This window comes from Segatella copri, from assembly GCF_009494835.1.
In the GTDB taxonomy this organism is placed as follows: Bacteria; Bacteroidota; Bacteroidia; order Bacteroidales; family Bacteroidaceae; genus Prevotella; species Prevotella copri_F.
The window spans coordinates 1-13,589 of the sequence record NZ_VZBE01000087.1; the positions used below are offsets into that span (position 1 = coordinate 1).

Genomic DNA, 13,589 nt, shown 5'->3' on the forward strand with positions numbered 1-13,589 from the left:
AGGGACTTTTTCAGTGCCCTCCCTGGGCTAGGAGCTTCTGCCCTTTCAGGGCGTGCTGCTTGCGTTCTATCTTTACTTTAGGCCTGTAACCATTGGTTCAGGGCATTTATGGCGTTTTCTTCCTTGCAGCAAGTGAATCTTTCTGTCTGCCAGATATAGAATCCCGCAACATCTTGTCTTTCTTATTCTTATATTCCTTATACTCTTTTTCGTAATAATGGGCAAAGTTGGCGAAAGGCTCTGTCGTTACCTCATCGCTTGATGCCGTATAGGTATTTCCGTATGGATCGGATGCTTTGATGATGATTCTGGCATTCGGATTCCTAGGAGTATAATAATATAGGTGGTTCATGATGAGATAACCATTTCCCTTGCTCACGAACCGATAGGATACACTCTCGCTGTATTTATGATGATAGCCGGCGGCAAAGGCATCCTGCCCCTTTCCGCTGAGGCGCCCCATCAGATATTCTTTGCCATCCTCTACGGCTACAACACGCCAATGGCTGGTGGCATTGAAGACATTGGCTACCAGGATATTCCTATTGTTTGCCAACTGCCAGTCTTTGGCATATTTCTCACCGTTGAAATCGGTCTGGGCACGGAAGATGGTCATCTGCTTGCTCTTATCCCAGAAGGTTCCCTTGTAATAGCAGTTGCTGATGCTGGTACCCACAAAACTGTATACATAATATCCATTTGGAGTTCCGCAGATGTTGATATTCGACTGCCATATATTACCACAGGCGGCAGCATGACAATGCTCCATTACATCCTCTCCTTTATAGTTGATTTCGTGGTTGCAGGCAAAATGAGTATGTCCGCAGAAGAGTTCGTAACCGCCCTTAAACTGTTTCAGCAAAGAAAGCAGGAGCGAGAGACGGGAAGAAGAATAATGTCCCTCCTCATGGGTATTGGTCAGCGGCTTCGCCTTGCTGAAAGGCGCATTACCAAAGGTAAAAGGAATATGATAACAGAGTACCACCTTCATATCCTTTGGCGTGAGGGCGAGATCCTGCTTCAGCCAGCGCACCTGGCGTTCACGTAATTCTCCAGGAGAATAATAAGACATGCCGCGGTGGAAGAAGCAGTTGTTGATGCAGACATAATGCACATCGCCACGGTTGAAGGAAAAATCGGTAGGACCGAAATTCTCCTCCCATTTGCGGCGGTAGAGTGCCTTGCCATCCTGGTCGTGATTGCCGATAACAGAGAAAAGACGCATCTCGGAAGACCCCAATGCCTGGCGTATCTGACGCTCCAGCTTGGCGTTGTAGCCGCCATAATACTGCACATCATCACCCATGCTGAGTCCATATACAGGAGTTCCGGCAGGCAGCGAACTGATGGTCTGCCTGATGTCCGCCATCGTCTGGGTAGTGAATCTTTCTACATCGCTCTTCTTGATGGGATTATCATCCGGAGAAGTATAGTAAGGGCTGTAGGCATTGGTAACCTGCGGGTCGCCGATGACAATCATCTTATAGTGAATCTCCTTGCCGCCCGGCAGTCGGGTGAGGGTGAAGTTATAGGTTTTCTTCCCCTTGGATACCTTCTGGTAGAAGAAAGCCGTGCGATCGGTCTTAGAATGGGTAGGAACCTCGCAATCGGCTGGAACAGAATAGTATATGAATTTTGCCAGGCTGTCTCGCTTCATCTTATATCTGCCCTGTGCATCGGTTTTTACACAGTTGAATCCATCGCTCACGATGACGCCAGCCACTCCCTTTCCTTCCTTATCTCTTAAAGTTCCGGAGATATTGAAATCCATCTTCTTCACAGGTTTCTTCTTCAGTGTATCAGCAGGCAGTGGCTTGAGCCGGAGAACCGGTGGAGTTTTCACCAGGTTCTGTATCTGTTTCTTGGGGTAGAGCAGGTGCAAGGTGATGCCTATTGCTACGAGCGCGCAGCAAGCAACCGACAGAACCCCTATGTATAATTGTTTCTTTTTCATGAGTACAAAAGTACGGCTTTATTATGGTAATGCAGCATATATTCATTTAAAAAACTCTAAATATTACCTTAGGGTAACTTACCTTAGGGTAATATTTCGTAACTTTGTACCAAATTACTAGGAATATGGCAAAATATCTATCACCATTTCAATTTGGTACATTAGCCACCAATGAGAATTTTATCGACAGACAGGAAGACAGGGCTTTGCTCAAGCAATTACTGTCCTCCCATATCAACGTGATGCTGATTTCACCACGCCGATGGGGTAAATCATCGCTAGTGAAAAGGGCGATGAGCGAATTGGCTGGTGAGGATAATAACGTAAGAATCTGTTATATCGATGCCTTCAGCATCGGCTCTGAATCTGAATTTTATCGCACTTTTGCCAGTCAGGTTATAGCTTGTGCTTCCTCTAAAATGGAACGGTGGATAGAGGATGCAAAGAAATTCCTGACAGGCGTGATACCGCAGGTTGTAGTAAGCGACCAGGTGACCGACTTCATGGCTTTCGACCTGAAGTTTGTACCACAGGAGCGTGATAAGATGACGATTCTCCAACTGCCTGAGTTGCTGGCAAAGGAAAAGGGCATCAGGATTATCGTCTGCATCGACGAGTTCCAGCAGTTGGCTAATCTTCCTGAGTATAAGGATATGGAGGGAAAGATGCGCTCGGTATGGCAGCAACAGCAGCTTACCTCTTACTGCCTCTACGGCAGCAAGCGAAACATGATGCTCAATATCTTCAACAATTCCAATAGTCCTTTTTATCGCTTTGGACAAGTGATTTTCATGCAGAAGATAGCTAAGGAGCATTGGATTCCATTCATTCTGTCATCTTTCGAGAAGACAGGAAAGTCAATCTCTGCAGAGATGGCAGAGCGGATCTGTGATGCCGTGGCGTGCCATTCCTGGTATCTCCAGCAGTTGTGCTATTTTATCTGGAGTTTCACGGTTTCGGAAGTGACGGAAGATATATATCATCTGGGATTGAAACAGGTACTCAACATCAATACCCCGATGTTTCAGAATGATACGGAGAATCTCAGTTCCACCCAGATAGAGATGCTTAAGGCTATAGCCAATGGCGAACAGCATTTCTCTTCGCAAGCCGTGAAACAAATCTATAATCTTGGTAATCCGAATACGATTGTCAAGAACAGGAAAACGCTCCAGAACAAAGATATTATCGAAAAGCAAAACGATGCTTTTGTCTTTGTTGACCCGATATACCGGCTGTGGTTTAAGGAGGAGTATTGTAGATAGAAACTATGTAAATTAAAAGAAATAATATAAGGAGAAGAAAGATAATGGCAAACGATAATAAAGGTCTTACACCGATGATGAGACAGTTTTTCGAGATGAAATCGAAACATCCTGAAGCGCTGCTGCTCTTCCGTTGCGGTGACTTCTACGAAACTTACTGCGAAGATGCGGTGGAGGCATCCCGTATACTCGGCATTACGCTGACACGACGCAACAATGGCGGTTCTACGGGCACGACCGAGATGGCAGGATTCCCTCATCATGCTTTGGATACCTATCTGCCTAAACTCATCAGGGCGGGTAAGCGCGTAGCGGTATGCGACCAGCTGGAAGACCCGAAGAAGAAACGACTCGAAATAAAAGGTAAGAAGGGACTGAGCCAGATGGACAAGATGGTGAAGCGAGGTATTACTGAACTCGTTACACCGGGTGTGGCGATGGGAGATAACGTGCTGAACTACAAGGAGAACAACTTCCTGGCAGCCGTACATTTCGGCAAGACCGCCTGCGGTGTGAGCTTTCTGGATATCTCGACCGGAGAGTTTCTTACCGGCGAGGGAACCTACGACTATGTGGAAAAACTGATGGGCAACTTCATGCCGAAAGAGGTGCTCTACGACCGCGCCCGAAAGAATGACTTTGAGAAATATTTCGGCAGCAAATACTGTACCTTCGAACTGGATGACTGGGTTTTCACCGAACAGACAGCCCTGCAGAAACTCCTGGGACATTTCAAGACAAAATCTCTGAAAGGTTTCGGTGTAGAGCATCTCAAGAACGGTGTGATAGCCAGTGGTGCCATCATGCAGTATCTCGAGATTACCCAGCATACACAGATTAATCATATCACCGCCCTTTCACGTATCGAAGAAGATAAGTTCGTGCGTATGGACAGGTTTACCATCCGCAGTCTGGAGCTGGTTGCCCCTATGCAGGAAGACGGTTCTTCGCTCCTGAATGTCATCGACCGTACGGTAACGGCGATGGGCGGACGTATGCTCAGACGCTGGCTGGTCTTCCCGTTGAAGGACGTTAAACCAATCAACGAGCGTCTCGACATCGTGGAATATTTCTTCAAGGAACCGGAATTCCGCCAGCTTCTCGATGACCAGCTGCATCGCATCAGCGACCTGGAGCGTATCATTTCCAAAGTAGCCGTGGGTAGAGTTTCGCCTCGCGAAGTGGTTCAGCTGAAGAATGCACTCGAAGCCATCAAGCCTATCAAGGTGGCATGCCAGCATGCTACGAACGAGGCTCTGAAGCGGGTAGGCGAGCAGCTGAACGTATGCGAGACCCTGAAAGACCGCATCGCCAGGGAAATACAGCCCGATCCGCCACAGCTGGTCAATAAGGGTGACGTGATAGCCGACGGATTCAATGCCGAACTTGACGACCTTCGTGCCATCAGCCGCCACGGCAAGGATTATCTGCTCAAGATACAGGAAAGGGAGATAGAAAAGACAGGAATTTCGAGTCTGAAGGTAGGTTACAATAATGTTTTCGGATACTATCTGGAGGTGAGAAATACCTTTAAGGACAAGGTGCCTGAGGAGTGGATACGCAAGCAGACGCTGGCTCAGGCAGAGCGTTATATCACTCAGGAACTGAAGGAATATGAGGAAAAGATTCTCGGTGCTGATGAGAAGATTCTGGTATTGGAAGCACAGCTCTTCAACGAACTGATAGCTGCCATGCAGGAGTATATTCCGCAGATACAGATCAATGCCAACCTCATCGCCCGTATGGACTGTCTTTTGTCATTTGCAAAGACATCTGACGAGAACCGCTACGTGCGCCCTATCGTCGATGATTCTGAGGTGCTCGACATCAAGCAGGGCAGGCATCCGGTGATTGAAACCCAACTGCCGCTGGGCGAACGCTATGTACCTAACGATGTGCTGCTCGATACCGAGAAACAGCAGATCATGATGATTACCGGTCCTAACATGGCTGGTAAATCGGCTCTGCTGCGCCAGACCGCCCTTATCGTGCTGCTGGCACAGGTAGGCTGTTTTGTGCCCGCAGAGAGCGCCCGAGTGGGACTGGTGGATAAAATCTTTACACGTGTAGGTGCAAGCGACAATATATCGCTCGGCGAATCGACCTTTATGGTAGAGATGACCGAGGCAGCTAATATATTAAATAATGTATCGCCACGTTCATTGGTTCTCTTTGATGAGTTGGGAAGAGGAACTTCCACCTATGACGGTATTTCCATTGCCTGGGCTATCGTGGAATATCTGCACGAACATAAGAAGGCACAGGCACGTACGCTCTTTGCTACCCACTATCATGAGCTCAACGAGATGGAGAAGAACTTCCCTCGCATCAAGAACTTCAATGTGAGTGTGAGAGAGGTGGACGGAAAGGTAATCTTCCTGCGTAAACTGGAACCGGGAGGCAGTGAGCACTCTTTCGGTATCCATGTGGCAGAGATTGCCGGTATGCCTCGCAGCATCGTGAACCGTGCCAATGTGATTCTCAAACAGTTGGAGGATGACAATGCCGGGGTTGGCGGTGCCGGTAAACCGAACGTACAGCACATCGATGAACCTAAGGATGGTGTGCAGCTCAGTTTCTTCCAGCTCGATGATCCTGTACTGACGCAGATACGTGATGAAATACTCGGGCTGGATGTGAACAATCTCACTCCGGTAGAGGCATTGAACAAGCTCAATGACATCAAGAAAATCCTGCTGGGAAGATAAAAATATAAATCCCTCCCCGTGGCAGCAGATGCTGTTGCACGAGGAGGGATTTTTATAATCTGAAAATAATTCGTCTAATATTATTTTGCCTCTACATTCTTTTCTTTCGCTCTCTTTGTGCTGGAAGCGATGCTCCATACACCGACGATGATGAGCGGAATGCTCAATATCTGTCCCATATCCATAGGCAGACCTGCCTCGAATGCTACCTGAATCTCCTTGGTATATTCGATGAAGAAACGGAAGGTGAAGATAAGGGTAAGGCAAAGACCGAAATAGAAACCGGTGCCTACGCTCTTAGGTCCTCTCTTCTTGTAGATGAAGAGGATGAGGAGGAAAAAGCAGAAGTATGCCAAAGCCTCGTAGAGCTGACCCGGATGGCGTGGATACTGGTCTTCGCGAACGAAGATAAATGCCCAAGGCACATCGGTTACCTTGCCGATAATCTCTGAATTCATCAGATTGCCCAAACGGATAAAGGTGGCTGTAATGCCTGAGCAGATACCCATATTATCGAGCACTACCCAGCCGCTCACCTTCATGTTGCGGCAATAGAGCCAGATGCCGACGAACATGCCGAATACGCCTCCGTGGCTCGCCAGTCCCTCATAACCAGTAAACTTCCAACTGCCGTCTGGCATGTGGTGAACAGGTATCAGCATCTCGATGAAGTGATCCCACTGGGTGAGGAAATATTCCGGCTGATAGAAGATGCAATGTCCCAAACGGCCACCTATCAGTACACCTAAGAAAATGTAGAGAAACAGTGGGGAGAACTTCTCATCTGAGAGCCCCTGCTGCTTGTAAAGCTTGCTCATGAGCAGATAGCCCAGCAGCAGACCAATCATCCAGCAGGTGGAGTAGTAGCGGATGGTCATAGGACCCAGATGAGCCAGAATAGGATCTGGGTCCCATACGATATAGTTAAGCAGATTTGCTATCATAACCGTAGAAGAATAGGATTATACATTGAACCGGAAGTGCATGATGTCACCATCCTGTACGACGTACTCCTTGCCCTCGATGCCGAGCTTACCAGCCTCACGTACAGCTGCCTCAGAGCCATACTTGATATAGTCATCATACTTGATAACCTCTGCACGGATGAATCCCTTCTCGAAGTCGGTATGGATGACACCGGCACACTGAGGAGCCTTCCAGCCCTTGTGATAGGTCCATGCCTTGACCTCCATCTCACCAGCGGTGATGAATGTTTCGAGGTTCAGCAGGGCGTATGCCTTCTTGATGAGTCGGTTTACGCCGCTCTCTTCCAGCCCGAGTTCTTCGAGGAACATCAGTTTGTCCTCGTAGGTTTCGAGCGATGCGATGTCTTCCTCTGTCTTGGCAGCGATGACCATGCACTCAGCACCTTCTTCCTTGGCGATTTCCTCTACTTTCTTGCTATACTCGTTGCCGGTCTTGGCAGAAGCCTCGTCAACATTGGCTACGTAGAGCACTGGCTTAGTAGTGAGGAGGAAGAGGTCGTGAGCCACCTTCTGCTCTTCCTTGGTTTCGAAAGTAACGCCACGAGCATTCTTTCCCTGCTCCAGAACAGCCTTGTAAGCCTCCAGAACGGTAACCATCGTCTTAGCATCCTTGTTGCCTGCTGCAGCAGTCTTCTTCTGCTTGGTGAGCTGAGATTCGATAGTTTCCAGGTCCTTGAGCTGCAACTCTGTATCGATGACGCTCTTATCCTCCAAAGGATCAACCTTAGCGCCACCCTCGCGAACGATGTTGTCATCGTCGAAGCAGCGGATTACGTGGATGATAGCATCGCACTCACGGATATTTCCCAAGAATTTATTACCAAGACCTTCGCCCTTGCTGGCACCCTTTACGAGACCTGCGATATCCACGATTTCGCAAGTAGCTGGGACGATGCGTCCTGGGTGAACAATCTCTGCCAACTTGTTGAGTCGCTCATCTGGTACGGTGATGACGCCCAAGTTTGGTTCGATAGTACAGAAAGGGAAGTTAGCTGCCTGTGCCTTTGCACTAGACAGACAGTTGAACAGTGTAGACTTACCCACGTTAGGGAGGCCTACAATACCACATTTTAATGCCATTTTATCTTTAAACGTTTAAATTTCCGGTGCAAAGTTACACATTATAAATGAAAGATACGAAGAAATCGTGGAAAATTAACTAAAAATCATAGATCGCGAGTGAAATCCTTACATCTTCTCTAGTTATAGAATTGTGATGGATATTATTTCTTTTTGCTATTCTTTTTGGTCAATGTCTTTTCGTCAGATTTTAATCTGCGTTCTACTTTCTTGACGTCTTCACCTGCAGGAAGATTTTCTGGTACAATGCCACGTTGGAGCATCATATTACGAACAGCCTTATTATTATCGACATGCTCTTGACAGATAGATTGCTGACCATGTAAATCCTTTTGCTGAACGTTGACAGAAGTCATTTCTGCAGCAAAATCTTTAGCTTTAATATTTAGTGTTGGAAGGAAATCGGCGAGAGGTCGGCTGTTAGGAGCACCCAATTTACGTTTGAGAAGAGCCGTGTCGAGATTAAACAACGCCTTGTCACCTAGTGAGCGAATGATGGCAAAGCCTTTGCTGTCCACCCCTCTTTCATACAGCACACCAGAGAGACGCTTCTCTGTTTCTGCAAGTTTTGCACGTGCTTGTACACGTTCGTATTCCAGCAAACGCTTTTGCACCAATTCTGCTCGGCGAGTTTGTACGGCAAAGTAGTTTTGGGCAAAAGAGATTTGTGGCTTGCGTGGATCACCGTTTTGGGCAATGAGATAGCAAGCATAACGAGTCAGCATGTAGTCTTTGACTTCACGCTGAGCACCTTTTGCAAGATTTATCATTTTGCTGACGTCAGCAAAATGATATGATACTTCTTGCCCTGCATTGGTACATGATGCTTTTGCCTTTTCGATAATTCCTTCGAAATTACGCCATTGGCTATAACCTAACACTTGTGCAAGTTCTCTTGCACTCCAACATTCTACGCCTTCGTATTCGTTGGCAATAGCTTCGAATTGCTCGAACAATTCTTTGATTTCTTCTTCCTTCATAATTGCTTATTTTTATGATATTTCGGCAAAGTTACGCTTTTTATTTGGTAGCTGCAAGGAAATCTTTAGTTATTTTTCATTTTTTACTTTTGGAAGAATATTGTTTATTTTTTTAGGAAAAACTTCTTCTTTTTCCTGGTGGTCTTCTTGGCGCTGTTGCCGTTTTGACCAACTGTCTGCTTATTGTTCTTTGCCATTGTTATGTTGCTTTATTTAAAACGTTTAAATATATTTGATGCAAAGTTACACATTATAAATGAAAGATACGAAGAAATCGTGGGAAATTAACTAAAAATCATAGATGAGGGAAGAATCAACGATGGTAAACCGACAGAAACGCTTGAGGAAGTGCAACGATATAGGTGAAGACGCTGGAATATACGGGAAAGGTGTTTGGAAAATATTACATAAGTCTTTGGGATATATAGGATAAGTTGCTGGAAGAGATAGGATAAGTTGCTGGAAAAGATACCTTCTGCAACCGCACAACAGCTGTTGTGCGGTTGCACATCACCTGTTGTGCGCATGCATAACAGCTGATGTGCGGGCGTAGTTCAGTTGTTGTGCGATGAATTTCTTAGAATTATGGTGATCATTTTGCTCAGCACCCCTATGGGCATGAGTAGTTACTGTGGTAGAAACAAGATGCAAATAAAGTTAAAAAGGTCTCAAGTCATATTCCCTACATTGGGAAAACGACATGAGACCTTTTGTTGGTATGATGGTATTTATCCTTCAATTACCCCCTTCCACAATCCGTGGAGATTGCAGTATTCTCGAGCCGTAACATCCTTGGCTTCTGCGTTGGTCAGGAAGATAGCTTCAGGCTTTTCGCCTGGCTTCAACTCGTGACGAAGCACATCGGTAGGGGTGAGCAATTCTATCCATTGGATGTAATGCTCTGGAAGCATCGGATGCTCCACACTTCCTACTGTTACGCGATAGCCGCCCTCGATAGGTTCTATCACAGGCACGTGCTTCTCCCTGGCGCCATCGCTGGTGTTTTCCTTCATCAGCTTCATCGGCTCGCCACAGCAGCTGAGCACGGCTCCTGGGTTTACTACTTCTACCACGTTGCCACAAACCTGGCAGCGGTAGATTTCTCTAATCTTTGTCATATTGATTCCTCCTTATTTAACATTTGAGTTGCCTGAATATCAGGCATTTCATTCGGATGATTCCTTTATGAGGATATCCTTCGGGTGATTCCTCCAAAAGAGCCTTATTCCTCTACAGGGCTGAAATCTTCCTTGCCTACTCCGCAAAGAGGGCAAACCCAATCATCTGGGATGTCTTCGAATGCTGTACCTGGAGCGATGCCGCCCTCTGGATCACCTACTTCTGGATCATAAATCCAACCACACACGTCGCAAACATATTTCTTCATAATGTTCCTTTCTTTCTTAATTTGATTGATTAGTGTTATCTATTCACTTTTAATCAGACAGGTGCGTTTGCATATCTTTCTGATTTATAATGCAAATATACACTTTATTTCTGTAAGAACCAAATAAATTTGAAAATATTATAATTTTATTATCCTTTTTAATCTAAATAAACAAAGATTTCTAGATGTACTTGTGAATAAAGGAGTTATTTATCTTTTTAGTGGTGTTTTGATAGAAGATTTAATTGTTTCATGTGAAACATCTCGAAAAAGAAAAGCTCGCAAGATGAACGTTTGGTATCTTGCGAGCTTCTTTGTATTTAAGTTGCCTTGCGGTTTCTGCGGCCGCTTTCTGGTTTTTCTAATGTGCTTCTAGCCAGTTGTTTCCCCATCCGGCATCAGCAACCAGAGGCACACTGAGCTGGTAGGCGTTCTGCATCTCTTCTACCACAATCTTCTCTACCTTTTCTTTCTCTTCCGGATATACGGAGAAATTGAGTTCGTCATGCACCTGGATAATCATTTTGCTCCTGATGCCTTCTGCTCTGAATCGGTTGAAGATGCGGATCATAGCCACTTTGATGATGTCTGCCTCAGAGCCCTGGATAGGGGCATTGATGGCATTGCGCTCGGCAAATCCTCTTACAGTACCATTCTTGCTGTTGATGTCTGGCAGGTAGCGACGGCGGTGGAAGAGGGTTTCGGCATAGCCTTTCTCTCTTGCCATTTCCTTTGCCTTCTCCATGTAAGCCTGAACACCAGGGAAGGTGCGGAAGTAGTCTTCTATGATCTGCTTTGCCTCTCGGTTTTCGATGTTCATGCGTTGGGCAAGACCGAAGGTCGTGATGCCGTAGATGATGCCGAAGTTGGCAGTTTTTGCCTTCTTGCGCTGTGCATCTGTTACTTCTTTGATGTCTTCGTGCCAAATCTTGGCAGCTGTAGCTGCATGAATATCAGAGCCTTCACGGAATGCTTCTACCATGTTTGGATCCTGGCTCAGGTGTGCCATGATGCGAAGTTCTATCTGTGAATAGTCGGCAGAGAAGAACAGGCAGCCTGGTTCTGGGATGAAGCATCTGCGTATCTCCTTGCCATCGTCATCGCGTACAGGAATATTCTGCAGGTTTGGATCACTTGAAGAAAGACGTCCTGTGGCTGTGATGGCTTGGTTGAAAGAGGCATGAATGTGACCGGTGCGAGAGTTGATAAGCTTTGGAAGGGCATCTATATAGGTTCCCAAAAGTTTCTTTAAACCTCTGTAGTTCAGTATCTCATCGATGATTGGACTCTTGCTGCGCAGCTGCTGAAGAACTTCTTCGCTTGTTACGTACTGGCCCGTCTTCGTCTTCTTAGGCTTCTCCACAATCTTCATCTTTCCGAAGAGTATTTCTCCAACCTGGCGTGGGGAAGCGATATTGAACGATTCGCCTGCCAACTCATAGATATGATGTTCTATCTCATTGAGGCGGTTGGTGAGTTTCTCGGATGTTTCCTTCAGGGTATCGGTGTCGATGCATACTCCCGTCATCTCCATGTGGGCTAAAACAGGTACAAGCGGCATTTCTACATTCCAGAACAGATCTTCACAATCTATCTCTTTGAGTTTTGGTTCGAGCACATTTTTCAATCTCAAGGTGATGTCGGCATCTTCGGCAGCATATTCGTAAATGTCTGATGGGGCGAGATCGCGCATCGACTTCTGGTTCTTTCCCTTCGGGCCAATCAGTTCTTCGATGTGGATGGTCTGATAGTTGAGGAATACTTCTGCCAAGTAATCCATGTTGTGGTAAAGTTCTGGCTGGATGAGATAGTGGGCGAGCATCGTATCGAACATCTTGCCCTGAATCTCTATGCCGTAGTTCATCAACACCTCGTAATCGTATTTGATGTTCTGCCCCACTTTCAAGATTTCCGGGTTCTCGTAGAGAGGTTTGAAGATGTTTACGATTTTTAAGGCTTCTTCACGATTTGCCGGAATTGCTACGTAGAAAGCCTCTTTTTCCTTCACGGCAAAGCTCAAACCCACCAATTCTGCATCAATAGCAGCGGTAGATGTGGTCTCTGTGTCTAGACTGAGAATATTGAATGTCAATAAATAGTCACAAAGTTTCTTTGCATCTCCTTCTGTATCAATGAGTTTATATGAATGAGGTGTCGTTTTAAGGGTCTCAAAACTCGCGTTTTTTGACTCTTCCTTACCATCGGCAGGCTGTGCGCCAAATAAATCGAGCTCTCCTGTAGGCTTTGTTTGCACCTTTTTAGGTTTGTTAAGAACTCGGTTGGCAAACGACTTAAACTCCAACTCGGTGAAGATTTCATCCAATTTTGTATTGTCTGGCTCTACCCGTTTCAAATCTTCCATCTTGATCTCTACCGGAACATCGGTTCGTATGGTTGCCAGGAACTTTGACATCCTGATATCTTCTACTGCACCCTCCACTTTTTCGCGGAGCTTGCCTTTCACTTGAGAAGAGTTCTCGATAAGACCTTCTACACTACCGAACTCGTTGATAAGTTTGATGGCTGTCTTTTCTCCCACGCCCGGACAGCCTGGGAAGTTATCAGCTGAGTCGCCCATCAGAGCAAGGAGGTCGATAACCTGGAGTGGGGAAGTGATGCTGTATTTTTCTTCAATTTCCTGTACGCCCAACTTTTCGTATCCACCGCCATGACGAGGACGGAACATGAAAACATTGTTACGAACCAGTTGTGCGTAATCCTTATCGGGTGTGAGCATGTAGGTTTCCATCCCCTTTTCACCTGCCTTCAAGGCAACTGTTCCAATGATATCATCCGCCTCGAAACCATCTACCTGAAGGATAGGGATATGATATGCCTCCAGGATATTTTTGATGATAGGCACAGAGAGTTTGATGTCTTCCGGTGTCTCTTCTCGTTGAGCTTTATATGCAGGGAAAGCCTCATGACGGAAGGTCTTGCCATGGTCGAAAGCCACCGCAATATGGGTAGGTTTCTCCTTGGTAAGTATCTCGTTGAGGGTATTGCAGAAACCCATTACACACGAAGTATTGAGTCCCTTCGAATTGATTCGAGGGGCTTTCATAAAGGCGTAATACGACCTATAAATGAGCGCATACGCGTCTAAAAGGAACAATTTATCCATAATATTCATTTTTGTGGTGTAAAATTACTAAAAAAATGCGATATTTCAAGAAGAATTGATTAATTTTGTAACAAATTTCAGAAATTAAGTAGATTTACTCACATA

9 protein-coding genes are annotated in these 13,589 nt (G+C 46.0%); 2 read left to right on the forward strand and 7 right to left on the reverse strand.

Annotated elements, in window-relative coordinates:
- Positions 1-106: 106 nt before the first annotated feature.
- Positions 107-1,954 carry a calcineurin-like phosphoesterase C-terminal domain-containing protein gene (locus tag F7D47_RS12705; RefSeq protein ID WP_153085311.1) on the reverse strand — a complete coding sequence of 616 codons (1,848 nt, stop codon included), beginning with the start codon at positions 1,952-1,954 and terminating at the stop codon, positions 107-109.
- A gap of 125 nt (positions 1,955-2,079) precedes the next feature.
- On the opposite strand from F7D47_RS12705, the gene F7D47_RS12710 reads away from it, so the two are divergent.
- Positions 2,080-3,219 (forward strand): AAA family ATPase, encoded by a 1,140-nt coding sequence (locus F7D47_RS12710; RefSeq protein WP_153080723.1) that lies wholly within the window; start codon positions 2,080-2,082, stop codon positions 3,217-3,219.
- Positions 3,220-3,263: 44 nt separating this feature from the next.
- Entirely contained in the window at positions 3,264-5,927 is a 2,664-nt protein-coding gene (gene mutS, locus F7D47_RS12715) for a DNA mismatch repair protein MutS (RefSeq protein ID WP_006848893.1), read from the forward strand.
- Between the two features lie 80 nt (positions 5,928-6,007).
- Here the strand turns inward: mutS and lgt are convergent, their stop codons facing one another.
- From lgt to polA, 6 genes are all read right to left on the reverse strand, one after another.
- Positions 6,008-6,871, reverse strand: coding sequence for a prolipoprotein diacylglyceryl transferase (gene lgt, locus F7D47_RS12720; RefSeq protein WP_153085310.1), 864 nt, complete (start codon positions 6,869-6,871; stop codon positions 6,008-6,010).
- A gap of 18 nt (positions 6,872-6,889) precedes the next feature.
- Positions 6,890-7,993: a redox-regulated ATPase YchF gene (gene ychF, locus F7D47_RS12725; RefSeq protein WP_022120130.1), complete on the reverse strand. Its 1,104-nt coding sequence runs from the start codon at positions 7,991-7,993 to the stop codon at positions 6,890-6,892.
- Between the two features lie 143 nt (positions 7,994-8,136).
- Positions 8,137-8,973 carry a DNA damage-inducible protein D gene (gene dinD, locus F7D47_RS12730; protein WP_153085309.1) on the reverse strand — a complete coding sequence of 279 codons (837 nt, stop codon included), beginning with the start codon at positions 8,971-8,973 and terminating at the stop codon, positions 8,137-8,139.
- A gap of 728 nt (positions 8,974-9,701) precedes the next feature.
- Entirely contained in the window at positions 9,702-10,091 is a 390-nt protein-coding gene (locus tag F7D47_RS12735; RefSeq protein WP_153085308.1) for a desulfoferrodoxin, read from the reverse strand.
- A gap of 104 nt (positions 10,092-10,195) precedes the next feature.
- Positions 10,196-10,360, reverse strand: coding sequence for a rubredoxin (gene rd, locus F7D47_RS12740; protein WP_022120120.1), 165 nt, complete (start codon positions 10,358-10,360; stop codon positions 10,196-10,198).
- 361 nt (positions 10,361-10,721) lie between these two features.
- Positions 10,722-13,484 (reverse strand): DNA polymerase I, encoded by a 2,763-nt coding sequence (gene polA, locus F7D47_RS12745; protein ID WP_153085307.1) that lies wholly within the window; start codon positions 13,482-13,484, stop codon positions 10,722-10,724.
- Positions 13,485-13,589 lie beyond the last annotated feature (105 nt).